This window comes from Ruegeria sp. AU67, from assembly GCF_900312795.1.
GTDB lineage: Bacteria > Pseudomonadota > Alphaproteobacteria > Rhodobacterales > Rhodobacteraceae > Ruegeria > Ruegeria atlantica.
Window position 1 is genome coordinate 40,954 of record NZ_OMPH01000019.1, and the last position, 24,084, is coordinate 65,037.

Consider the following 24,084-nt stretch of genomic DNA (forward strand, 5'->3'; position numbering starts at 1 on the left):
GGCATGCCAAAAGGCACCGGTTTGTTTTCAGGACTTATTTGGGTTCGGACTTCTCCGGGTATGGATACTCTTGCCCCATAGCTTCGCTGGCCTCCTCGTAGATTGGGCGTAGGACATCCTCGACATCCCAAACCCCACTTGCGACAAAGTCACTGAAATCGAGGGTTTCCACCCCGAGCTGTTCCGCCATCGCAGTTTTGTCTTCTACTTTTGGCGCCTCTGCGGGGGCCGCCAACGGCGGTGCCCAGGTCCGTTCTTCGGTTGCAGCCATGCGCACGACGATGTCGTCCTTGGTCACGTTCCAGACCATGAAATCTTCGGACATGCTGAGCGGGCCGTCATAGGTGGATCGTATACGCTCATACACGCCATTGACGGTGTCAAAGTCATTGAAGAAATGGTACGCGACTGCCATGCGTGGCTTGATCTCACTCATGACCTTGCCGAACGCCTCTGGTGCAGTGTGAACTTGTGTGCCCACCTGCAATGCTGATTCCGGTGTGAACTTCATTTTGCTGACCAGTTCGGGCACAGCAATAAAGCACTCATGGATTACCAGGTCAGCGTCCTTGGAATATTCGACGAACCATTTGTTGGGGTAGGTGTCCGAGCTGAAGACGAACTTCAGATCATTCCACTCCAGCGCATAACTGACCGAGCCATCAATGGAATGGATCGCGGGAAATGTGCGAATAACAACGCCGTTTTCCTCGTAGATCGGTTCATTCTCAAGCTTGTAGTCGAACTCGGTCACATCCATGACATAGCCGCGGAAATCCACGTTTCCGGCCCGGCCTGCCAAGTCCCACGACAGCATTTCCTGCATACGGTCCAAGGCATAGGCCGTGCCAAGTTCCGGCACTGCGCCGCTGGGTCCCCATACCCGAAGAGGAACATTGCGTCCCATCAAAGCGCCACCAATGAATAGGTCATGCAGCGCACCGAAATGATCGGTGTGCAAATGCCCGATGAACACTTTGTCGAGGTAGTTGTAGGGGATTTGCAGCGACGAAATCCGCTCGGCTGATCCCGAACCGATATCGAACAGGAACTTGTCACCGTTTCCAAGTTCTACCAAGAAACAGGCTGCCGCTTGCGCCGCTCGGGTGGTCGGCATCCCGGTCCCGCAGGCAATCACCCGCATTTCGTCAGGTTTCAGGTCCTCACTGTTTGGGTAATACGTATCTCTCTCTCTCGCCTTGACCGGGGACACTTCTGGCGTTTCCTGAGCCAAGGCCATCGAAGGGCCGAAGGTATAACTTAGGATCTTCAGCCCTCCGTTCGGGGCGGCCAGCCAGAACCCAAACGTCAACCCGGCCACCAGATAGGCTGAGTACTTCAATAGTCGTTTTCGTCTATTCATGATTAACACTCCCTTGCAAAACTCGCCGACAACTCCGGAATATCGAAGAGGCCGTCACCGACGGGACATCGGTCGCGATGCAAGGTTAGTGTTCCTCAGGATTTTCAGCTGAGTAACGGACTCACTGTGACACAGGGGTGACTCACGCAGGTCAGAAGTGCATTATAATATCTGAATACGATTGGTGTAACCTTGTAATTAAAGGGTAAAAATGCCTTCAGACATTAAGGACATCGACAAGAGTAATGCTTTGGAGGCGGTGTGCAAAAGTGAGTTGTTTTCTCACTTGGATCGGCTTTGTGCTTTTTTGAAGTACATCGTGACCGAAGAATTGGAAGGCCGCGGTGAGCTCATTATGGGCAAAACAATTGCTCAGGATGTGTATGATCGCGATCCGACTGAAGAAGGGGATGCAAACAATGTTGTCAGGGTGGATGCGCGGCGTCTGAGGCAAAATCTTGAACACTACTATGACACGGCAGGAACCGCCGATCCCGTCCGAATATTCGTTGACACCGGGGGTTACAGACCAAGGTTTGAACGGGTCGAAGTTGCCGCATCCGGGCACGAAAGTTCCCGTCGCGCGTTCGGTTGGGCTGCCATGTCTTTCGTCACGGGAACCGCTATCGGCATCGCCGTTGCTTCCATCACTATCGAGAACAACCCTTCTGATCCCGGCCAAACCCGAGCCGAGTTTCCAATACAAGACACGCTAAAGCGTCAGGCCGTCATCGAACAATCGGCGTCTTCATTGCAGGCCATGAATCTGGCCAATCAGGCAAGAAGCATGATGTTTCCCATATTTGATGCGCCGCGCCAACAGTTGGTGGCTGAAGTTTTCCGCAGGGTTATCGAACTTGGCCCCGATTACCATGGCGGCTATGCCGGTGCGGCTCAGGCGCTCGGAAATCTGGCAATCCTAACCCCGCCAGGCCCGAAAAAAAATGCACTGCTCGACGAAGCAGTGACCATGGCTGATCAAGCACGCCGCCTTGCTCCGACAGATCCATGGGCCCAGTCAGCTCAGGCTTGGGTTAAATTTGCTAACAGAGAATTTGATGAGGCCATGAGAATCTCAACACGAGCCGCGACACTTGCACCAGATGATGAGCATGTGTTGGACATACATGGCTCGATCGCATTGTTCTCAGGTCATTTTGCCGAAGCTGCGAGCTCTGCGGCCAAAGCCATGAACGGAGGTCGAAGCAACCAGCGATTTGCCAATCGAAACATTTTTGGTGCTGCGAGTTTCCACTTGGAAAATTACGAGAAATCACTGGATTCCTTTTCGGCAGCCGCAGAGTACGGAGACCCGATCAGCGCCCCGTCCTTCGCCTATCAAACGGCCGCATTGAATGAATTGGGTAATACCAAAGAAGCCGCTCGAAAATACGCCGAGTTAAGGAAATCCTGGCCTGATGCCGACGTAGGAAAGATGCTGGCTGGCATTTTTAGAGATCCATCACATGTCGAGAAAGTTATGAGAAACATAAGAAGTTTGGACAACAATCCGGACTGATTTCACGCGTAGAGAAATCTTCATGGCAATTCCAAAAATTGTAAGTAAGGTTTGTTAGTCAGACCGTGGATTCAGCGAGATCTCAATCTCGCGCATGCCGCGAAGGGCAGCAATGCCCAGAAAGCTACCGAAATGCCTTAGAGCGATCAAAGGCAGGAATGGGCCGAAAGCACAAGGTGACTTCAGGTGTTGGAAAGTCGGGAAAGTCCGCAAAGCCGACTTTGAGGACTACGCGGTGAAGGTCCGCTTTAGACACTGTGAGCGCCCGGAATAGCCAGGGCAGAAAATGCCACCACACCGAAGCAGGGCACGGCTTGAGCCGCGCCCTTTTTCTTTGCTTTTGGGTGCCGTTAGCCGCTTACCCCTTGGGTCCGGAATCTGGCCTTACCTTCACCTTCGACTTGCTCTTTTTCGCCTCCCGCAGTGTCTCGACCTCTTGGACTATGCCTGTTGGACGCAGCGGATAACGCTGTATCTTTTTAGCGGCGCCGACTTTGACAACGGCTTCAAAGGGCACGAAGACTTTGCGCCCGAAGGCTTCGTCTTCGAGCGCGGCTTCAAGGAATGCAGGCAGCGTATCCGCAAATGCCTCCATGATTTTTGCGGCGTCCTCGGCTTGCGCTTTGCCGATGTTTGCAATGATGCCAAGCGCGTACATCTGTCATTGATCCTGCAAAGCTGATGGACCGGGCGCTTCTATGGTTGCACGAACAACAGGTGGTGACTCTGGGCAAGGGTTTGTCCGTGTTCCGCTCGGCCATGACGTTGCACATCAATCGGAAAGGCGGCGCTTTTACCACTCAGAATTTCGCGCCGCTCGAAGACCACTACACCGAACAGACCGTCCAGACCCACGTGATGGCGGCCTATGCGAGCAAGGGCATCGACGATATCGATCAGGCCCAGCGACTCGCGCATGACTATTTCGCAATGGAGCAGTCCGACTTCATGAAAGCTTGGATGCCGGGGAAAATTTCGGAGTTCAGACGGCAGGCAACGCCTCAGTCTTACGCTGAGATCGTCGACAATCTGGGGAATTCGACACAAGAACAGATCGTTCGTGACGACCGCGAACAGACCAATGTGCTGGTGCTCGCGGGGCCGGGATCGGGCAAGACACGCGTATTGGTCCATCGCGTTGCCTATCTGGTCAGGATTAAACGCGAAGATCCAAACGGAATACTGGTGCTCGCTTACAATCGCCACGCGGCCGCCGAGATCCGGGAACGCTTGCGTCTACTGATAGGCGAAGATGCTCGCTTCGTGACGGTCTTGACCATCCATGCCTTAGCCATGAGGTTGATTGGCGCGAGTTTCGCCGGACAGTTGGCGGCCGACGAACCTGATTTCGAAACGCTTCTGATCGATGCGGCACGTCTCTTGCGTGGCGACGGGCTGGACAAAGTCGAGGCCGAAGCCTTGCGAGAAACCTTGATCCAAGGGTTCCGATGGATTCTCGTGGACGAATATCAGGACGTAGGACCCGAGGAATACGCGCTGATCGCAGCAGTGGCCGGTCGCAGTATCGACGACCCTGATCAACGGATCAAACTGTTCGCGGTCGGCGATGACGACCAAAATATCTATGCGTTTGCCGGCGCATCGGTACGCCACATTCGGCAATTCGAACAAGATTATTCAGCCAAGCCGGTTTTTCTGACCGACAATTACCGCTCGTCAAAGAACATCATCATTGCGGCGAACGCCGTAATCGAAAGGTCTCGGGAACGTATGAAAACAGGGCATGGTATTACTGTCGACGAATCGAGGCAAAAGGACCCGGCCGGGAGTATCATGGAAAGCCTCGACCCGGTCGCGCAGGGGCGGGTCCAAATCCTTGGCTGCCCAGCCGGAAATGACGCTCAGGCCCTTGCGGCGGTCAACGAGATGATCCGCCTGTCAAAACTGATCCCGGATTGGAGCTGGAAGGGCGCGGCAATCATTTCTCGTGATTGGCGCAAGCTTCTGCCAGTCCGCGACTTTGCCGAGGGGCATGGAATTCCAGTCGAAATGGCGAACGAAAACTTGCCTAGTGTGTGGCGCACCCGTGAGATGCGGAGGTTCATCGGCGGCCTACGCGAGAGGCATGCAGCTTTGGTCAGCTTGGGCGACCTTACTGAAACCCTAAATGCGATACCCACAAGCCGTTGGACTGACCGGATAGGCGAGGGACTTGGCCAACTTGCGCGTGAAGTTGATGGCAAAGCGCTCCCGAGCCCTGATGTGATCGAATGGTTTGCTGAATGGTCGTAGGATTCATGGGGCGAGCAGCGTGGCCTCAAATTGTTGACGGCGCACAGCGCGAAAGGTCTCGAATTTGACGATGTCGTGATCCTGGATGGCGGTTGGGAACGGCCCTCGCGAAACGAAGATCAGGACGCCCCGAGGCGTTTGTTCTATGTCGCCATGACACGTGCACGGCGCAATTTGATCGTCATGAGTAACGACAACACGAATACCTTCCCAGCGAGTCGCCATCCGTCGTCATGCGGCACATGATGCCCGACTTGGCGACAGTCCCTGGCCCACGCCGGTTCTTTCAATCGCCCGAAATGAGGATGGTCGACCTGTCGTTTGCAGGCCGCCAAGGTGATCGGCACATTGTTCACCAGGCGATCTCTGAAGCGCAGGTCGGCGCGCCAATCAGGCTCTCCAGTGTCGGAGATCGCTGGCAGGTCGAGGATCTTCAAGGGCGGCCCCTCGGGCGGATGGCAAAGGCATTCGCGCCCCCGATAGGCACGAATTTTGTCACCGGCGAGATCGCGGCCATCATATACCGGCGCAAGGAAGATGCCGCTGAGCGTTTTCATCACCTGATGAAACGTGCCAATTGAGAAGTCGTTGTGCCTGAACTGGTCTTTGAGGAGGTCAAGGGGGCTGATAGGGTTTTCGGGAAAGATCAGAACGACAAGTAGGGCGGTCAAGCGCTCATTCGCTGCACTTGCGATAAAGGGCCGCTCAGGGCCGATTTTGACGTTCGCGCCTGGGGCAATGCCACAGAGATCGTAATCAGGCGTGATAACTTCTCGACCACAACTGAAAGTACAACTATCGAACGGGCTAAGGGCTTTGCCCCCGCCACCCGTGCCGGGCGACTCCCCCGGGATTTTTTTTAGCCGGATAAAGCGGAGAATCCGTTTCTTCATCTGGCCAAAAAAAATCCCCGCCGTAGGCATCGTGCGCAGCACGATCTCTGCATGCGTCGAATTACCGGTTTCCCTGTCGCTTTCCCCCCGCTATACGAGCCGAGTTTGATAACTCAGCGCAAAAGGACCGGATATGGCCAATGTGGTTGTTGTCGGCGCCCAGTGGGGTGACGAAGGAAAAGGCAAGATCGTCGACTGGCTCAGTGAGCGGGCAGACGTAATTGCACGCTTTCAGGGCGGACATAACGCCGGTCACACGCTGGTCATCGATGGTGAAGTCTACAAGCTGCATGCGCTGCCGTCCGGTGTTGTTCGCGGCGGAAAACTGAGTGTCATCGGAAACGGTGTTGTGCTGGATCCTTGGCACCTGATCAAAGAGATCGGAACCATTCAGGCGCAGGGCGTTGATATCTCGCCTGAGACGCTGATGATTGCCGAAAACACACCTTTGATTTTGCCGATCCACGGTGAGTTGGATCGTGCGCGGGAAGAGGCCGCCAGCAAAGGCACCAAGATCGGGACAACCGGGCGGGGCATCGGCCCGGCCTACGAAGACAAGGTTGGTCGTCGCTCTGTTCGTGTTGCTGATTTGGCAGATGAGGCGACGCTTGAGGCACGTGTCGACCGTGCGTTGCAACATCACGACCCGCTGCGCAAAGGGTTGGGGATCGAGCCAGTTGATCGGGATTCGCTGATCGCTCAGCTGAAAGAGATTGCACAGCAAATTCTGCCCTTCGCGGCCCCCGTCTGGAAAGTGCTGAACGAAAAGCGCAAGGCCGGCAAACGCATCCTGTTCGAAGGCGCGCAAGGCGCTTTGCTGGATATTGACTTCGGGACTTATCCGTTCGTGACTTCGTCCAACGTTATTGCCGGTCAGGCTGCGACGGGCGTGGGTATCGGTCCGGGGTCCATCGACTTCGTTCTGGGCATCGTCAAGGCCTACACAACCCGTGTAGGCGAGGGTCCGTTCCCGACAGAGCTGGAAGACGACGATGGTCAACGGCTTGGTGAGCGTGGGCACGAGTTCGGGACGACCACAGGCCGCAAACGTCGTTGTGGTTGGTTCGATGCCTGCCTGGTGCGCCAGACATGCGCGACAAGCGGTGTGAACGGTATCTCGTTGACCAAGCTGGACGTTTTGGACGGATTCGAAACCCTGAAAATCTGCGTTGGCTATGAATTGGATGGCGAACGTCTGGACTATCTTCCGACCGCCGCCGACCAACAGGGGCGCTGCAAGCCGATTTACGAAGAGGTGCCGGGTTGGAGCGAATCCACCGAAGGGGCGCGCAGCTGGGCGGATCTGCCGGCCAATGCCATCAAATACGTGCGCCGGGTCGAAGAGCTGATCGATTGTCCCGTCGCCCTTTTGTCTACCAGCCCGGAGCGGGATGACACCATTCTGGTGACAGACCCGTTTGCAGACTAATGGCAGAGGAACAGAAACAAGGCCTCAGCTATAAGGCGCGCCGCCGCTGGTCTCTGGCGCTTTTACTGATTGGTTTGCCGCTTTACATCGTGGCTGTGGTGACGGTTGTGAACTGGCTTGATCGCCCGCCGATCTGGCTTGAACTGCTGGTCTATGTCGGTCTGGGCATCGTGTGGGCCTTGCCCTTCAAGTTCGTGTTCAAAGGCGTTGGGCAAGCAGACCCGGATCAGTCGGAAGATTGAGAGAGTGCTTCTTTTCCCCTACAAAAAAGGGGCCGATGATTGCATCGGCCCCTTTTTCTTTTGATTATTTAAGTTCAGCCTGCGGCGCGCTCATCGTCAGGACGGAACCCGATTTGCGTTGATGCAGCGAAGCGACCTCCACCGGCTTTTTCGATCTTGCCGTCCCGAAGCAATTGACCGAACGAGCGCAGGCTTTCTTCGCGGTTGAAGTCGTCCTGCTTGAGCGAGCGGATCTTATTCATCAGCTGTGGGCGCGAGAATTGTTCCTGACCTTCGATGAACGACAAGTAGGCGGCTGCAGCTTCCAACAGGTCGGGCAGCGATTGTGCGCCTTGTTCCTGTGCAAACAGGGCAAAACCACCTTCTTCGTTGGAGTCGCCTGCTTCGTCTTCTGACTTGGACGTAACGCGGCGCGGGGTCACTGGACCGGAGTCCTGTTCCCTTGCGTCGACACGCTGTTCCGCAACCAGTTTTAGCGGCGACGAGGTGTCCGACTGAGGGCGCATGCTGGTGACTTGAATCTCGGGGCGGCGCGGGCTGACGACCGAGGTCAGATCCCCGCGATATCCGCTTTCCTCGGACTCTTCTTGCTGGGGTCGGTCCTCGCGCTCAGCTTCGGTTGCGGCGACGGCCGTGCGCAGATGCGAATAGGTTTCGCGCTGCGTGCTGGTCGCCGGGTCATCCATCTGGCTGTCGGCCTTGTCCATCAGGCGGGACAAATCCTGATCCAGGGCAGTTTCGTTCGGTGATTGACCGTCCATTGCGGCTTCGACCTTCGAGATCTCGCTTAGAACATTGGCCTCATCCTCGGCGGTCAGATAACCATCGTTTGCCTCCACGACCTCTTCGATCTGATCCTCTTCGGCGTCTTCGCTTAGTATATTGCTGGCCTCATCGGTTTCGGCCGTTTCCTCAAGATCAGTGAAAAGGGCAGAGGGTGTGGGCGCCTCTTCCTCGTCTTCGTAGTCGGTGTACTGCTGCATCGAGATCGGTTGACCGGGTTCTTCCGGTTCTTTGGATGTTACGACCTCAGCTTCTGACGGTTCCTTGGGGGCTACGGCCTCTGCCACAGGTTCAGCCAGAGAGGGGTTATCCTCGAGGTTTTCCGCCTCAAAAGCCGGCGCCGTAGGTTCAATGGCCTCTTCGGGCTCGTCCGTTTCGGTAAGGTCCGACGAATCGAGCGAGCCCATCTCAAACGCGGCGGCGACTGCATCCTTCGGGGCAGCTGGCTGATTACCCAGGTTTGTGTCTTCGTCCTCGGTATAAATAACCGAATTTTCTTCGGAATGCGAAACGACGGCGCGGATGCGCTGCAGTTTTGCGGCAATGCTGTCGGCAGCTGGGGCAGGCGCGCTTTCAACCGGCTCGGCATCAGCAAAGAACGACCCGGCCCCTTGTGCAGGGGGGGTGGCACTGGGGCTCATCACTTGGGGGTCTGCTTGCGCAGCGGTTGGAACCACAGCAGGGGTTGGCTTTGCAGCCTGCTGGGTCGCGCGCAACAACAGGCCGGAATCGCTCTGGCTGGCTTCTACATGTTTTGCGGCGTCGCGCTTTGCGATCCGGGTCAGCATTTCTGCGTCAGGTTGTGGGGGTTCAGAACCAAAATACCGATCATCGGCAGAAAGATCGCGGAAGTATTCTGCGATTGCTTTCATCGTTTCGAATGAATCGTCGAATCCTTCCAAAGTGCAGGAGAAGGTTCCATAAGAAACGGTCAATACCTTGTTGTTCTGTACCATCAGACGCACGTCCTCTACAAACTACGAGAGCCAACCACCTTATGCAGGCACACCTATTGGCTCGGAACTCTCTGCATGAACCTATCATTTTGTGGTCTCAATGTGTCCAAATCCGGGAAAAATGATCAATCTAAGTAAAAAACGCCCAATTGTACGGTCATTTGAGCCAATTGCACTGGTCGGAGGTGGGGAAATCGGCCCTGACGACCTGGAGGTGATGCTGATTCGCGCCAATACGGTCGTGGCGGCCGATGGTGGAGCCGCCCCATTGGTAGAATCGGGTCGCCTCCCTGATGCCGTGATTGGTGATTTCGATTCGCTGGACAGCCGACACAAAGACCAAATTCCAGTGGACCGGTTGTATCCCATACGGGAACAAAACAGCACGGATTTTGACAAGGCCCTGCGCAGCATCGACGCGCCTGTTGTGTTGGGGGCAGGGTTCTTGGGCGGGAGGTTGGACCATCAGCTTGCTGTTCTTAACACGTTGGTTCAGAGACAGGATCGCCCCTGTGTCCTGTTGGGCGAGACCGAGGTCGTCTTCCACGCGCCTCCACAGATTTCCCTGTGTATCACCCCTGGCGATGTCGTTTCATTTTTTCCGTTTCAGCGGGTAACCGGTACCAGCAGAGGGCTGGAGTGGCCCATCGACGATTTGGTGATGGAACCAGGCGGGCAGGTAGGCACATCCAACCGCGCGCTGGCGGATGTTGAACTGACGGTGGATGCGCCGGGATTGCTGGTGATGGTGCCGCGATACGCTCTGGATCAGGTTATGCAGGCGTTTCTGTCGGGGCAGACCGGGCGCTGGCCCGCTCGCGCAGAATGACATACAGGCCTGCGGCGACGGTGATACCAATGCCGACAGCGGCCATGCCATCCGGAAGGTCATGGAAGATCAACCAGCCAAAGAACGTCGCCACCGGGATCTCAAGATACTGCATGGGGGCCAGCGTGGCGGACGGCGCATAGCGCAACGACCACGTCATGAATAGATGCGCGACAGTGCCCAGGACACCGATTCCGATCAGCAGCAGGTGACTTTCACGCTCGGGAACAATGAAAGACAGCTCCCAAACATTGCCGAGTGTTCCCAGCGCCAGAACCGGCAGCAGCAGAACCGTCGCCATCACTCCGGATACGGCCTGCAAGGATATTGGGTCGGTTTCCTTGGCAATCTGTCGTGTCACCAACATGAAAAGGGAAAAGACAATCGCAACGACCAAGGGTAACAGAGCGGCGGCACCGACCTGAACAAAGCTGGGCTGGATGACCAGCAGAGTGCCCACGAACCCGACAACACAGGCGATCAGGCGGCGCATACCGACCTCTTCACCCAGCACGTACTTGCCCAGCAACAACATTATGAAGGGCATGACAAAGGCGATGGCGACTGCATCCGCCAGCGGCAAGTATTGCAGTGCGCTGAACATTGCCGCGATAGCGACGATATGCAGAACCGTTCGGATGAACGCCAGCCACACAAGACGTCCACGCATGCGCCAGTGCCGCCTGGTCAGGGCCACCAAAGGTATCAGGATCAACGCCTGAACGGCAAAGCGAATAAACACCAGAACGCCGACCGGTGTCGTCTCACCCAGCAGCTTGGCGATGGAATCGCCCATCGGTGCAAGCACGCAAAAACACAGCATCAAGAAGATGCCAAAGACGGGACGATCCTGGGTCATGCGGCGACGCTACGGGTTTTGGCACCCGGTTGAAAGCTTCTATGAAATCGGCTGCACCTTCGTGTAGTCGGGTCCGATGCAGACGGGCAGGTCGTCGTCCAGTTTCAGCCAATCCAGCCGTTCTTCATGGGCCACGTGCAGTGTGGGCTGCAATTGGTTGGGATCCTCTAATGTGGCGACATACAAATGCAGCACGTCCGACATTGCTTGGGATCGAAACGAGATCGGCGTGCCGCAATTGGGACAAAAGCTGCGCTCGACACCGGGCGAGGAATTAAAGGTTTTCGGAGACTCGCCAGTCCAGCGCCATTGCCCGTCGCGCACGCCAAAATAGGTCGTCATCGGGGCCGCACATTGCCTGCGGCAACTATCGCAATGGCAGCTCACGCAGGACAGGACCGGAGGATCAACCTCGTAGCGGATGGTGCCGCACAGGCAATGTCCTTGCATCGTTGACCTCCATTGCTGTCACTGTCAGCAGTTTGGCACGTTTACGGCCAACCCGCCCAGAGACGTTTCCTTGTACTTCTCATGCATATCATGCCCGGTCTGGCGCATGGTTTCGATCACTGAATCCAGCGGCACGAAGTGTTTCCCATCGCCACGCAGCGCAAGTGAAGCAGCCGAGACGGCTTTGATGGCCGCCAAACCGTTGCGTTCGATGCAAGGAACTTGCACCAGACCAGCGACCGGGTCGCAGGTCATGCCCAGATGATGCTCCAATGCAATTTCGGCGGCGTTTTCGACCTGCTCGGGCGTACCACCCATCACGGCGCAGAGGCCCGCTGCAGCCATTGCCGAGGCGCTTCCAACTTCAGCCTGACACCCAGCCTCAGCGCCTGAGATCGAGGCGTTGTATTTGACCAACCCGCCAATGGCCGCTGCCGTAAGGAGGAAGTCCTCGATATGGCTTTCCGAGGCACCCGGAACGTGATCGAGGTAATAGCGCAGTACGGCAGGCATCGTACCAGCTGCCCCGTTTGTGGGCGCAGTGACGACTTGCCCGCCAGCCGCGTTTTCCTCGTTTATCGCCATCGCATAGACGCTCATCCAGTCGTTGATGGTGTGCGGCGCGTTCAGGTTCATACCCCGTTCGGCCAACAACGCGTCGTGGATGCCCTTGGCGCGCCGGCGCACTTTCAGGCCGCCGGGTAGAATGCCATCCGTCTTCAGTCCACGTTCGATACAGTTGTTCATGACTTCCCAAAGTCGCGCGGTGCCTTTGGCGAAACTGTCCGCACAGCCCCGCGCGATTTCGTTCTCGCGCTTCATCTGGGCGATGCTTTTGCTGCTAGCGTTTGCCATCTCCAGCATTTCGGCCGCCGAGTGAAACGGGAAAGGCACGGCGGGGCCGTCATTGGTCGCTTTGCCTTCGGCCAGTTCTTCCTCGGTCAGGACAAAACCGCCGCCTACGGAATAATAGACCTGCCGCAGGATCACGTCGCCCTGTGCGTCGGTAGCCATCAGGATCATACCGTTGGCGTGACCCGGCAGGTTGTGGTCGTAGTCAAAGATCAGATCGGCCTTTGGATCGAATTGCAGGGTCGGCAACCCCTCGGGCGTGACTGAGTGCGTTTCAGCAATAGCAGCCAACGCGGCCTCGGCCTTGTCGTTGTCATAGGTGTCAGGAACAAACCCGGCCAGCCCAAGGATCGTAGCCCGGTCTGTTGCGTGACCTACGCCAGTAAAAGCCAGCGATCCGTGCAGCGATCCGCGAAGACCGGCGAATTCAAACGGCGAGGCGCGCATCAGGTCCAGAAACCGTGCGGCGGCAACCATCGGCCCCATTGTGTGTGACGAGGACGGGCCGATGCCCACTTTGAACATATCAAAAACAGACAAGAACATATCAGGTAGCAGAGCCTTCTGGAGGGTGAGCATAAGATGGACTGGTGAAGGGGGTAACCCCCAACCCCTCGGCCGCGATGGCAGCCCGGGTTGCGGGACGGTTTTCCAGGCGTATCAGAATGGATTGCAGGTAACGCGTATCCGCCAATTGATACCAACTGCGATCAGCGCGCTCCGGGTAAAGGGACATCCACCGCATCTGGCAGGCAAGGTAGTATGTAAGGACCGAGGGCTGATCGGCGTGCAACCAGCTGGGCGCAGTTTTAGCAACGTCATCCAGAACCCGAAGATGTTGGCGTAGGCGCGGGCGGATACCGTTGCGCAAAGTTTCGGCCTGTGCCGCGTCGATGTATTTTTCGGCATAGAACAGGATGCGCAGATCGGCATGCAAAGTGTTCGATGCGAAAAAAAGCCATTTCAGGAACGCAGCCCGATCCGGGTTGTCAGAGGCGGGAGCCAGTTGCGCATGTGTATCTGCCAGCCATAACAGGATGGCGGCTGTTTCAAAGATCGGGCCTTGCGGTGTTTCAAGAACCGGGATCAGACCATTCGGATTCAACCCTCTGTAAGCCGCGCCATCCTGTGCGTCTTGCCGTCGATCCACCAAAGCCGTCTCATAAGGCAGGCCCATCTCTTCCAGCACCAGTCTGATCACCAGAGAGGCATTGTCGGGGGCAAAGTGCAATCTATAGGGCGCGTTCATGGGCTGTATTTATACACCAGCTGGGATGTCGAACGTCTCGATTGCGACGTTTCCAATAGGAAACGCGTAGTTTCGCGACAAGTTGGCCCGCTGGATCGGCGAATTGGCGCTCGCAGTTGGGTCGGACATTCCGTATAAATTCCGCAATACCAAGGGGGAATGCAACAATGACCGGAGATTTGTCACCCATAGACAAAGCCAAATTTGTCGCGGCGCGACGGGCCGCCGATATAGTTCAGGACGGGATGCGCGTTGGGCTGGGCACCGGATCAACGGCCGCCTGGATGGTCCGCCGTCTGGGAGACCGGGTGCAGCAGGAAGGTTTGCGGATCAAGGCTGTTCCGACCTCAACCCGTACCGCGCAACTGGCCCGTGAGTTAGGGATCGAGGTTGTCTCGCTGGATCAGGCGGGTTGGCTAGACCTGACCATTGACGGCGCGGATGAATTTGACGGCGATCTGAACCTGATCAAAGGTGGGGGCGGCGCGCATCTGCAGGAAAAGATCGTTGCCACGGCAAGCGATCAGATGATCGTTATTGCTGATGCCGGGAAAGAGGTCGAAACGCTGGGCGCATTCCCGTTGCCGGTCGAGGTTATCCCTTTTGGCTGGCAGACTACGCGAACGCTGATCCAAGAGGCGTTGGATACGATGGACGTTCTGGGCACTTCTGCCGCGCTGCGCATGAACGGAGAGGCGCCGTTTGTCACGGATGAGGGCAATCACATTCTGGACCTCCACCTTCAGCGCATCGGAAATGCCAGGCAACTGGCGCTGGTGCTTAATCAGGTTCCGGGTGTGGTCGAGAATGGTTTGTTCATCGACATCTGTGACAGAGTTGTGATCGGCCACGGCGATGGTCGGGTCGAGCTGCGCGATATCAACGATGGAACGATCGAACTTGATCAGTCAGTGGAGGCAGGCGAGAACTTGTTCTCGGATCTGGCGGATTAAGCGGAGCAAACACAGATCGCTTTTCTTCACTCGTTTTATTCGGACGCTACATTGCTTTGAGTGAAGTCGCGACCGCGAACGATTTGGGACACGTACAAATTGGCACTTGGTTTGACCAATCCGAGACGCGGAGGCCGTCGTTGAATAAAACAAAAGCAACCATATCTGGGCGTTTGTTCACAACGCTGTAGCGGTTCCCTGCGCAAGTTCGAGAAATCGAAGAGGCTGGCGCCCCGGCGATCACTCTGGACAGCAGCGCGAGATAGAGTACACCCCATGCAAGGCCTGCGGGCGCTTGCGGAAATTTGGAAGAGGCAGGACAAATGAGCTTTGACTATGATCTGTTCGTTATCGGCGGAGGCTCAGGCGGGGTCCGGGCCGCACGTGTGGCAGCTGGTGAGAACGGTGCCAAAGTGGGGCTGGCCGAAGAAGACCGCTACGGCGGCACATGTGTCATCCGGGGCTGTGTGCCTAAGAAGCTGATGGTCTTCGCCAGTGAATTCTCGGGCATGGTCGGGGATGCGCAGGCCTATGGCTGGGACATTCAGGCCGGTGCTTTGAACTGGGATACTTTTCACGGCAAGCTGGTGACTGAACTGGACCGGCTTGAAGGCATCTACCGCAATATCCTGAAGAACAACGGTGTCGAAAGTTTTGACCAACGGGCGACCGTTGTGGATCCACATACGGTCGAATTGGCGGATGGGACACGCAAGACAGCCAAGCACATCCTGATCGCCACAGGCGGTCGTCCGGTCGTGCCCGAGTTCCCAGGATCGGACCTGGCGATTACGTCGAACGAGATCTTCCACCTCGAAAAACTGCCCCAAAGCATTCTGATCGTCGGTGGCGGCTATATTGCCAGCGAATTCGCGGGGATTATGAACGGGATGGGTGTCAAGACCACTCAGTTCTATCGCGGTGCGCAAATTCTGCGAGGTTTCGACGAAGAAGCACGTGGCCTGATCTGCGAAGAGATGCGCCAGAACGGCATCGATGTTCGTTTGGGCACCAACGTGCTGGAAATGACAAAAGAAGGCAACAATATCCGCGTCAAGGCCACCGATGGCACCGAGGATCAGTTCGACGTGGTCATGTACGCCACCGGGCGTGCCCCGAATGCGGATAATTTGGGCCTCGAGGCGCTGGGCGTGGAACGTGGCCGCAAAGGTGAGATCGTGGTGGATGAGTACAGCCAGACTGGCGTACCCTCGATCTATGCCATCGGCGACGTGACCGACCGCGTGAACCTGACACCCGTCGCGATCCGCGAGGGGATGGCCTTTGTCGAAACCGTGTTCAAAGGCAACCCGACTCCAGTGGATCATGAACTGATCCCGACCGCGATCTTTACCCAACCGGAATTCGGAACGGTAGGCCTAAGCGAAGAAGAAGGCGCGGCACAGGAACCGATTGAGGTTTACGCGACATCGTTCAAGCCAATGCAAAAAGCTTTTGCTGGTGGAACACAACGGGTGCTGATGAAGCTGATCGTCAGTCAGGCGACCCGCAAGGTTCTGGGTTGCCACATCGTCGCGCCGGGCGCGGGTGAGATGATCCAGTTGGCTGGCATCGCCGTCAAAATGGGCGCAACCAAGGAAGATTTCGACCGCACGGTTGCCGTTCATCCAGTGATGGCAGAGGAATTGGTAACAATGCGGCAACCTGTGCGCACTGCTTGATTTGCAACCGCGCGCACACAAGTTACAAGGGAACCCGTGATCACACGGTCCAACACAAGGGAATAGATACATATGGCGGGCAATAGCGGCGGCCCCTGGGGGGGCGGAGGCTCCTCGGGCGGCGGAGGAAATCGGGGTGACAACGGTGATGGGCGCAAGCCCCCCGAAGGCGATGGTCCGCAGATCCCCGAGATTGATGAGCTGATGAAGAAAGGCCAGGAACAGCTGCGCGTCCTGATGGGCGGCCGCGGCGGTTCAGGCCGAGGTGGCAACGGTCAGGGCTCTGGCGGCGGTGGCCCCATCTTCACAAAAGGTACGGTTCTTATTGGTGTCGTCGTCGCGGCGGTATTGTGGGGGGCGGCCAGTTTTTACACAGTCAAGCCCGAAGAACAGTCGGTTGAGTTGTTCCTCGGCGAATTCTCGGCCGTCGGAAATCCGGGTCTGAACTTTGCGCCGTGGCCTTTCGTTACCGCCGAGGTAATCCCGGTCACCCGCGAACAAAACGAAGATATGGGCGGCGCCCGCGGCAGTGATGATGGTTTGATGCTGACCGGCGACGAAAATGTGGTCGATATCGACTATCAAGTCGTCTGGAACATCAATGACCCTGCGAAGTTCCTGTTCAACTTGCGTGATCCGCGCCAAACGATCCGTGCGGTGTCGGAATCAGCGATGCGCGAGATTATCGCTCAAAGCGAGCTTGCACCGATCCTAAACCGGGATCGTGGTGTTATCGCGGATCGCTTGCAGGAACTTATCCAATCCACGATGGACAGTTATGATTCAGGGATCAATATCGTCCGCGTCAACTTTGACAAAGCCGACCCGCCGCAGGACGTGATCGCCGCCTTCCGCGACGTTCAGGCTGCTGCGCAAGAACGGGACCGGTTGCAGAACGTAGCCGATGCCTATGCGAACAAGGTGTTGGCAGAAGCGCGCGGCGAAGCTGCGCAGGTTCTGGAAGAGGCAGAAGGATATCGCGCCCAACAGATCAACAGTGCGCGGGGTGAAGCCAGCCGCTTTAGTGCAGTTCTGGAGGAATATTCCAAAGCACCCGATGTGACGCGCAAGCGTCTATATCTGGAACGTATGGAGCAGATTTTGGGCGACGTTGACAAAATCATTCTGGACCAGAACTCATCTGGGCAAGGGCAGGGCGTTGTGCCCTATCTGCCGCTGAACGAGCTGCGTCGTAGCCCTGCCGGGGAGAGCAACTGATGCGTAAATCACCCATTATCCTCATTCTTGTCGTGATCCTTGGCGTCGTTGGCCTGTCTTCGATCTTCATCGTGGATGAACGTGAACGCGCGCTGGTCTTGCAATTTGGTCGTGTCGTCGCGGTCAAGGAAGACCCCGGTCTAGCGTTCAAAATCCCGGTGATTCAAGAAGTTGTCCGCTATGACGACCGTATCCTGTCTATTGACGTACAGCCCCTTGAGGTGACCCCTCTGGACGATCGGCGTCTGGTTGTCGATGCATTCGCACGTTACCGGATTTCAGATTTGAACCAGTTCCGCCAGGCCGTTGGTGTCGGTGGTATCCCGGTTGCCGAGGATCGTCTGGATCGTATTTTGCGGGCCGAAACCCGCGAAGTTCTGGGCTCGGTTTCGTCCCGTGACATCCTGAGCTCGGACCGTGCGGCGCTGATGCTGCGCATCCGAAACAGCGCGATTGCCGAAGCACAGGCGCTGGGCGTGACTGTAATCGACGTGCGATTGAAGGCGACCGACTTGCCACAGGCCAACCTTGAGGCGACCTTCGACCGTATGAAGGCTGAGCGGGAACGTGAAGCAACAGACGAACGTGCCCGTGGTAACGAGGCGGCGCAGCGTGTGCGTGCGCAAGCTGACCGGACCGTGGTCGAACTGGTGTCAGATGCACGTCGTGAGGCCGAAATCACCCGTGGTGTAGCGGACGCCGAACGTAACGCGATCTTTGCCGAAGCCTATGGCGCGGACCCGGAGTTCTTTGAATTCTACCGTTCGCTGACCGCGTATGAGAACGCGTTGCAGGGCGGCAATAGCTCGTTGGTTCTGAGCCCGGATTCCGAGTTCTTCAACTACCTCGCTTCGCCGACCGGACGACCAGCTCCGGCTGCTGCGGCCTCCGAATAATGGGGCTGATCCTTCTGGCTTTCGGGCTGGTATTGATTGTAGAGGGGCTGGCCTATGCGCTGGCCCCTTCGCTTATTGAGCGCATGTTAGAGGCATTGCGGTCAATGCCCGAGCAGGCGCGGCGGCTGGCCGGTTTGCTGAGCGTAGTCAGTGGCTTTATCTTGCTATGGGGGGCTTATCAGGTTGGGTTTTGACGCTGTGACCTCACTTGCAAGTGATTTCCCCGCGATCCCGAGTTGCGGGCAAGGACAAACCGACTACATTGGTTCCTGAGAAGATTTGCCCGAAGGCAGTTTTACAAGACTTGTTGACAAGGAGTTCCCAAGTGCAGGCACAAGCACGCAGTATTTCAGTCCGGCAGGATGAGGGTGTTGGTTTCATGCGGCTGATGTGGCTGGCCATTGCGGGGATGATTCTTGTTCTGGCCCAAGCCGTCGCAGCACAGGCGCGGAGCGAAAGTCTGGCGCCGCTGGCAGAAAAGATCAGCCCGGCCGTGGTCAACATTACCACCTCAACGTTGATTGAAGGCCAGACCGGCCCGCAGGGCATTGTGCCCGAAGGGTCGCCCTTCGAGGATTTCTTCCGCGATTTTCAGGACCGGAACGGTGATGATGAAAATCGCCCGCGCCGCAGCAACGCGCTGGGTTCGGGGTTCGTGATTTCCGAGGACGGCTACATCGTCACCAACAACCACGTGATCGCCGAGGCCGATGAAATCCTGGTAGAGTTCTTCCCCGGTGATGGACAGCCGCCGGAGGAACTGCCTGCCAAGGTGATCGGCACGGACGAGAAAACCGATATTGCGCTGCTGAAGGTCGAGGCCCCGGGCCCGCTGCAATACGTGCAGTTTGGCGACAGTGACGTCGCCCGTGTCGGTGATTGGGTTATTGCCATGGGCAACCCGTTGGGGCAGGGCTTCTCGGTTTCGGCCGGGATCGTTTCGGCCCGCAACAGGGCGCTGAGCGGCTCGTATGACGACTACATCCAGACCGACGCGGCCATCAACCGGGGCAACTCGGGCGGTCCGCTGTTCAACATGAATGGCGAAGTGATTGGTGTGAATACAGCGATTTTGTCGCCCAACGGCGGCTCGATCGGGATCGGCTTTTCAATGGCGTCCAACGTCGTGGTCAAGGTGGTCGACCAACTGCGTGAATTCGGCGAAACCCGCCGTGGGTGGCTGGGGGTTCGCATTCAGGACGTAACCGAGGACATGGCCGAGGCAATGGGGTTGGCCAAGCCGGGCGGTGCGCTGATCAGCGATGTTCCGGATGGGCCGGCGAAAGATGCTGGTCTGCTGGCTGGTGACGTGATCCTCAGTTTTGATGGGGTCGAGGTCGAAGATACACGCGGCCTTGTGCGTCAGGTCGGCGAGACAACCGTGGGCAAAGCCGTGCGTGTTGTCGTGCATCGCGATGGCGGAACACAGACCGTCCTGGTTACTCTGGGTCGTCGTGAGGATGCCGAACGGGCCGATCAGGGCGACGAGGAAACGTCTGAGGCTCCAACGGAAGAGAATGCTGACATTCTTGGTCTGACCATTTCGCCGCTGACGGACACGCTACGCACGGATCTTGGTCTGGAAGAAGACGCCGATGGGCTGGTTGTGACCGAAGTGGATGAAGCCTCTGAGGCGTTTTCCAAAGGGTTGCGCGCCGGCGATCTGATCACCGAGGCTGGACAGCAAAAGGTGACGTCGATTGAAGACCTGGAAGCACGCATGGAAGAAGCGCGTGAGGCCGGGCGTAAATCGCTGTTGTTGCTTGTACGACGCGGTGGCGACCCCCGCTTTGTGGCGCTGAGCTTGGGCGAGTAACGCACCACATCAAACGTTGTGACAAGGCCGGGGCAATGCCTCGGCCTTTTCCGTTCCACGTGGCGCTGAAAGTAAGTGAGCCACACGCCGGGGAGGCGCATGGCTCTGGTACAGGGAGAGGCCAGTGGACAGATATCGGGGATGATTCTCTGGCCCCCTACGGTAACAACTAAGACATTAGCTATTTTGGCATGCGCCGTATGTGAAGGAGGTCACAAGGTCAGATTAAGTCGGATTCGGCCAGTTCTTTCAGGGCGTTAAAGTCCTGGATCATCAACCCGCCGCGGGATGCCTCGACAACATTGTCGCGTTTCCAAGTGGAAATCGTCTTGGATACGGCCTCGCGCGTGGCACCGACGAACTCGGCCAATTCGCTTTGGGACAGGGTGATGCGCATGGCGGGGTCGTCCTGAAGGGCAGACAGATGCAGCAATTTGCGCGCCAGACGAATGGGCATCGGCAAGAACACTTGTTCGTTTAGCTGTGACCCCATCCAGCGCATGCGCAGGCCCGCCAGACGGATCATGTCGACGGCAAGATCGGGGTGCTGGCGGATCTGGTCCATCACGTCGCTGCGGCGCACGCGCAGCACGCTAGATGGCTCGGCCGCTGCTATTGTGGCGGTCCGCGGCCCGCTGTCGAACAACGCAATTTCGCCAAACACTTCGCCCGGCTTCATAAGGGTCAAAGACAGCTTGCGCCCGCTCATCGCAAGGAATGAAACCTCGAGCGTACCTTCAGAAATCACATACAGCGCATCGCCTTCGTCCCCCTGCTCAAACAGCACCTGGCCCTGATCCAAGGAAATCTCGGTCGCGAGTGCCGAAAGCATTGCCCTGAGTCGGTCTGATGCCTCGGACAGGAATCCGCTGTTTGGGAGTGCCTTCATGTGGTTGAGGGGTCTCCAGCTGCTGGTGTTGAGTGGTGCCCCAATGTTCCACAGCCGGGCTATTATTCCAAGGTTTTTATTGGTTTGTCTGATTGCGCGCTGTGTGACGGCTCAATATGAAAGCAAACGCATAAGCTGCGCACCGATTATCATAGTTCGCCTATTGGTGGTCTGGATCATCCATGTAGCGTTGCAACAGACTGAACTGAAGCATCAGGAACGCCATCAGCGCGATCGGAAAGGCGAAAGTTTCAATTTTGACCCACAGGTCCGTCGACATGGTTCGCCAGACAAATTCATTGGCAACGGCCAGAACCGCAAAGCAGCCGCACAACCGACGGGTCAGGATCATCCAGCCCTCATGGCGCATCGGCAGCATGTCTTCGAGGACATAGGCCAGATAGGATTTCCCCTGCAGAAGGCCAATTCCAAGGATGACCGAGAAAAAACCGTAAACCAGCGTGGTTTTCATCTTAAAGAACCGCTCATCATTGAACCAAGCGGTCAGGCCCCCAAAGAAGATGACCATGAAGGCGGTGAATATCTGCATCCGGCTAAGTTTGCCGGTCAGGACCCAGAGGATGCCCATGGCGGCCAGCATCAGCGGGACGAAGATGATCGTGGCGACGATAAAGCCGGAATATTCGATGCCTCCGATCAGGAAACTGTCGTCACGCAGGCGTAGATAGATGAAGAAAAAGGCCAGAGGGGGCCCAAGCTCCAACGCCTGTTTCAGAAACGGATTGATTTCTTTTTTGCCTGACATGTCGGTTTCCTGATTTTTACCCGCCCATTTCAACTATTACGGCGCCCAATGCAATCAATGCCATCAGCGCGACCCGTCTTGGCCCCACAGTTTCTTTTAACACCAGCCACCCGATAAGCGCCGCGAAGACTGTCGAGGTTTCTCGCAGAACGGCGGCTTCGCCGACCTTGTCCAGGCGGGTGGCCAGCATGATTGCTCCGAAGGACATAGGGGCGATGATGCCTCCGGCCAAGCCCCGCAACATCAATGGGCCGACGGCTGGGCGGTTGATCATGGCGTGCCATCTGAGGAATGCGTAAATCGGCATCGCAAAACCGTCGATCATGAAAAACCACGCCAGAAAGGTGAACGGGTCGGCGGTGGCACGGATGCCATAGGCGTCATAAGTGGTGTAGAGCGCGACGAACAGGCCGGTTGCGATGGCCAGTATCAGCGCGATGCCCAGCGTTTCCCGGTTGGTTTCCAGAAAACGCAAGTTATAGGCGGCCAGACCGAAGATACCGGCCAGCAGGACCAAAACGCCAAACCATTGAATCCCGGTAAAGGTCTCGCCAAAGAGCAGATAGGCGCCAATGACCGTGAATAGGGGGCCAGTGCCTCGTACGACCGGGTAGACGACAGTGTATGAACCCTTTGTATATGCCATGGCCTGAAGGACCTTGTAGGCGATGTGGATCACCCAGACCACGGCGAAGATGGACCACATGTAGGGTTCAGGCCACGGTACCACGAAAATGGCAAAAGGGGCGGCCATCAGGCAATAGCAGGCGTCGATTGCACCTCGGGACAGCCAGGGATCGTGACGGCCTTTCTGCAGTGCGCCAAATACCGCATGCAGGAAGGCGGCCATCAGAGCGAGGCCAAGAGCCAGCTGATGGCCCGCTTCGGTGCCTTCGAGAGAAATCAGCCAGTCGCTCAAATGTCAGTCTTTTCGCTGGGAGGAGAGGCTGGGGGTTTTCCACCCCCAGACCCCCGGAGGATATTTGGGGCCAGATGAAGGGGGGATCAGGTTCGGTCCAGGCCAGTGAGGGCGGCGGCGAACTCTTCGGGGTCGAAGGGGGCGAGGTCGTCGATCTGTTCTCCGACGCCGATGGCATGGATCGGCAGGCCGAACTTGTCGGCCAGTGCAACCAATACGCCACCCTTGGCGGTGCCGTCGAGTTTGGTCATTACCAGGCCTGACACGTCAGCGAGGTCGCGGAATGTCCGGACCTGGCTCAGCGCGTTCTGGCCAGTGGTGGCATCCAGCACCAGCAGCGTGTTGTGCGGGGCGGTCTCGTCGATTTTGCGGATCACGCGGACGATCTTGGCCAGTTCTTCCATCAGGTCCGATCGGTTTTGCAGGCGACCGGCAGTGTCGATCATCAGCAGGTCTGCGCCGTCTTGCTGCGCGCGGGTCAGGGCGTCGAAAGCCAATGAGGCCGGGTCAGACCCCTCGGGTGCGGTCAGCACCGGCACACCGGCGCGGTCGCCCCAGACCTGGAGCTGTTCGACGGCGGCGGCGCGGAAGGTGTCCCCGGCGGCGATGACAACCTTTTTGCCGGCGCCTTTGAACTGGCTGGCCAGTTTGCCGATGGTTGTGGTTTTGCCGGACCCGTTGACGCCAACGACCAGAACGACCTGCGGGCGCTTGGGGTAGATGGGCAGGGGCTTGGCAACCGGTTCCATTACGCGCGCGACTTCCTGGGCCAGCAATTGCTTGATCTCTTGCGTGGAGAGCTTTCGACCCAACCTCCCCTCGGCCATGTTTGATGTGACCCGCAGTGCGGTGTCGACGCCCATATCCGAGGCGATCAGCAGTTCCTCTAGCTGCTCAAGCATATCGTCGTCCAACGTACGACGGATGACGGCCTTGGCTTCGTTCCGGCCAAATAGGCGTCCCAACACCCCTTTGGATGGCGCGGCCTCAGGTGGTGGCGGGGCAGGGGTTGGATCGACCGGTGCGGGTTCAGGTGTTTCGACCGGCTGTGGCACAGGGGCGGGTTCAGGTGTCTCTGGCCCGGGCTGCGGAATTTCGGGAACCGGTTCCGGCTGCGGCTCAGGCTCGGGGATAACTGGATCGGGGGCGGTCGTTTCCTCGCCACCGTCTTCGACGATGGCATCCAGCCCCTGTTCGAGGCGGGACGAGGATTTGAACAGCTTGTCCTTGAGCTTTGAGAAAAACGCCATTTTTAGTCTCCGCAGGTG

At 57.3% G+C, this 24,084-nt stretch carries 23 protein-coding genes and 1 pseudogene; 12 read left to right on the plus strand and 12 right to left on the minus strand.

Annotated elements, in window-relative coordinates; translation table 11 throughout:
• Positions 1–34: 34 nt before the first annotated feature.
• Positions 35–1,363 carry a guanitoxin biosynthesis MBL fold metallo-hydrolase GntH gene (gntH, locus tag DK510_RS08495; RefSeq protein WP_109311716.1) on the minus strand — a complete coding sequence of 443 codons (1,329 nt, stop codon included), beginning with the start codon at positions 1,361–1,363 and terminating at the stop codon, positions 35–37.
• Between the two features lie 211 nt (positions 1,364–1,574).
• Here gntH and DK510_RS08500 point away from each other — a divergent pair, with 211 nt between their 5' ends.
• The gene (locus tag DK510_RS08500; RefSeq protein ID WP_109311717.1) at positions 1,575–2,882 is read left to right on the plus strand and encodes a tetratricopeptide repeat protein; all 1,308 of its coding nucleotides are present in this window, start codon (positions 1,575–1,577) and stop codon (positions 2,880–2,882) included.
• 358 nt (positions 2,883–3,240) lie between these two features.
• On the opposite strand, the gene DK510_RS08505 is transcribed toward DK510_RS08500, so the two are convergent.
• Positions 3,241–3,540 (minus strand): hypothetical protein, encoded by a 300-nt coding sequence (locus DK510_RS08505; protein WP_109311718.1) that lies wholly within the window; start codon positions 3,538–3,540, stop codon positions 3,241–3,243.
• A gap of 23 nt (positions 3,541–3,563) precedes the next feature.
• On the opposite strand from DK510_RS08505, the gene DK510_RS08510 reads away from it, so the two are divergent.
• Positions 3,564–5,135 (plus strand): UvrD-helicase domain-containing protein, encoded by a 1,572-nt coding sequence (locus tag DK510_RS08510; protein ID WP_234998987.1) that lies wholly within the window; start codon positions 3,564–3,566, stop codon positions 5,133–5,135.
• 75 nt (positions 5,136–5,210) lie between these two features.
• Positions 5,211–5,267, plus strand: a pseudogene (locus DK510_RS23275) (hypothetical protein); the annotation flags it as partial.
• An 11-nt stretch (positions 5,268–5,278) separates the two neighbouring features.
• Here DK510_RS23275 and DK510_RS23280 read toward each other — a convergent pair.
• Positions 5,279–6,070, minus strand: a complete 792-nt coding sequence (locus DK510_RS23280; RefSeq protein WP_234999007.1) for a hypothetical protein — start codon at positions 6,068–6,070, stop codon at positions 5,279–5,281.
• A gap of 91 nt (positions 6,071–6,161) precedes the next feature.
• Between DK510_RS23280 and DK510_RS08515 the strand changes: the two genes are divergently transcribed.
• Complete coding sequence (locus DK510_RS08515; protein WP_109311719.1) at positions 6,162–7,457, plus strand: adenylosuccinate synthase; 1,296 nt, start codon at positions 6,162–6,164, stop codon at positions 7,455–7,457.
• Positions 7,457–7,699: a DUF2842 domain-containing protein gene (locus tag DK510_RS08520; protein WP_109311720.1), complete on the plus strand. Its 243-nt coding sequence runs from the start codon at positions 7,457–7,459 to the stop codon at positions 7,697–7,699. Before DK510_RS08515 ends, DK510_RS08520 begins: the two co-directional genes overlap by 1 nt.
• 74 nt (positions 7,700–7,773) lie before the next feature.
• Here DK510_RS08520 and DK510_RS08525 read toward each other — a convergent pair whose 3' ends face one another.
• Positions 7,774–9,438, minus strand: a complete 1,665-nt coding sequence (locus tag DK510_RS08525; protein WP_109311721.1) for a hypothetical protein — start codon at positions 9,436–9,438, stop codon at positions 7,774–7,776.
• A 121-nt stretch (positions 9,439–9,559) separates the two neighbouring features.
• Between DK510_RS08525 and DK510_RS08530 the strand changes: the two genes are divergently transcribed.
• Positions 9,560–10,267, plus strand: coding sequence for a thiamine diphosphokinase (locus DK510_RS08530; RefSeq protein WP_109311722.1), 708 nt, complete (start codon positions 9,560–9,562; stop codon positions 10,265–10,267).
• On the opposite strand, the gene DK510_RS08535 is transcribed toward DK510_RS08530, so the two are convergent.
• Genes DK510_RS08535 through DK510_RS08550 form a run of 4 tightly spaced genes read right to left on the minus strand, consistent with a single transcriptional unit; the run spans position 10,212 to position 13,677 of the window.
• Complete coding sequence (locus tag DK510_RS08535) at positions 10,212–11,126, minus strand: DMT family transporter (protein WP_109311723.1); 915 nt, start codon at positions 11,124–11,126, stop codon at positions 10,212–10,214. The genes DK510_RS08530 and DK510_RS08535 overlap by 56 nt on opposite strands.
• A gap of 39 nt (positions 11,127–11,165) precedes the next feature.
• Positions 11,166–11,576, minus strand: a complete 411-nt coding sequence (locus tag DK510_RS08540; protein WP_109311724.1) for a GFA family protein — start codon at positions 11,574–11,576, stop codon at positions 11,166–11,168.
• A 24-nt stretch (positions 11,577–11,600) separates the two neighbouring features.
• Complete coding sequence (locus DK510_RS08545; RefSeq protein WP_109311725.1) at positions 11,601–12,974, minus strand: L-serine ammonia-lyase; 1,374 nt, start codon at positions 12,972–12,974, stop codon at positions 11,601–11,603.
• A gap of 1 nt (position 12,975) precedes the next feature.
• On the minus strand, positions 12,976–13,677 hold the full coding sequence (locus DK510_RS08550; RefSeq protein ID WP_109311726.1) for a glutathione S-transferase family protein: 702 nt from the start codon (positions 13,675–13,677) through the stop codon (positions 12,976–12,978).
• Between the two features lie 167 nt (positions 13,678–13,844).
• Here DK510_RS08550 and rpiA point away from each other — a divergent pair, with 167 nt between their 5' ends.
• From rpiA to DK510_RS08580, 6 genes are all read left to right on the plus strand, one after another.
• The gene (rpiA, locus tag DK510_RS08555; protein ID WP_109311727.1) at positions 13,845–14,630 is read left to right on the plus strand and encodes a ribose-5-phosphate isomerase RpiA; all 786 of its coding nucleotides are present in this window, start codon (positions 13,845–13,847) and stop codon (positions 14,628–14,630) included.
• Positions 14,631–14,953: 323 nt separating this feature from the next.
• Positions 14,954–16,312, plus strand: a complete 1,359-nt coding sequence (gene gor, locus DK510_RS08560; RefSeq protein ID WP_109311728.1) for a glutathione-disulfide reductase — start codon at positions 14,954–14,956, stop codon at positions 16,310–16,312.
• A gap of 72 nt (positions 16,313–16,384) precedes the next feature.
• Complete coding sequence (hflK, locus tag DK510_RS08565) at positions 16,385–17,530, plus strand: FtsH protease activity modulator HflK (RefSeq protein WP_108858948.1); 1,146 nt, start codon at positions 16,385–16,387, stop codon at positions 17,528–17,530.
• On the plus strand, positions 17,530–18,426 hold the full coding sequence (hflC, locus tag DK510_RS08570; RefSeq protein ID WP_108858947.1) for a protease modulator HflC: 897 nt from the start codon (positions 17,530–17,532) through the stop codon (positions 18,424–18,426). The genes hflK and hflC overlap by 1 nt, the downstream gene beginning before the upstream one ends.
• Complete coding sequence (locus DK510_RS08575; RefSeq protein WP_109311729.1) at positions 18,426–18,620, plus strand: DUF2065 domain-containing protein; 195 nt, start codon at positions 18,426–18,428, stop codon at positions 18,618–18,620. Before hflC ends, DK510_RS08575 begins: the two co-directional genes overlap by 1 nt.
• Before the next feature lie 185 nt (positions 18,621–18,805).
• Positions 18,806–20,242: a Do family serine endopeptidase gene (locus tag DK510_RS08580; RefSeq protein ID WP_234999003.1), complete on the plus strand. Its 1,437-nt coding sequence runs from the start codon at positions 18,806–18,808 to the stop codon at positions 20,240–20,242.
• 220 nt (positions 20,243–20,462) lie between these two features.
• On the opposite strand, the gene DK510_RS08585 is transcribed toward DK510_RS08580, so the two are convergent.
• From DK510_RS08585 to ftsY, 4 genes are all read right to left on the minus strand, one after another.
• On the minus strand, positions 20,463–21,131 hold the full coding sequence (locus tag DK510_RS08585; protein ID WP_058274845.1) for a Crp/Fnr family transcriptional regulator: 669 nt from the start codon (positions 21,129–21,131) through the stop codon (positions 20,463–20,465).
• 160 nt (positions 21,132–21,291) lie between these two features.
• A complete protein-coding gene (locus tag DK510_RS08590; protein ID WP_109311731.1) occupies positions 21,292–21,897 on the minus strand; it encodes an inner membrane-spanning protein YciB in 606 nt (201 codons plus the stop codon).
• A 16-nt stretch (positions 21,898–21,913) separates the two neighbouring features.
• Positions 21,914–22,816 (minus strand): DMT family transporter, encoded by a 903-nt coding sequence (locus DK510_RS08595; RefSeq protein WP_109311732.1) that lies wholly within the window; start codon positions 22,814–22,816, stop codon positions 21,914–21,916.
• Positions 22,817–22,902: 86 nt separating this feature from the next.
• Positions 22,903–24,066 (minus strand): signal recognition particle-docking protein FtsY, encoded by a 1,164-nt coding sequence (gene ftsY, locus DK510_RS08600; RefSeq protein WP_109311733.1) that lies wholly within the window; start codon positions 24,064–24,066, stop codon positions 22,903–22,905.
• Positions 24,067–24,084 lie beyond the last annotated feature (18 nt).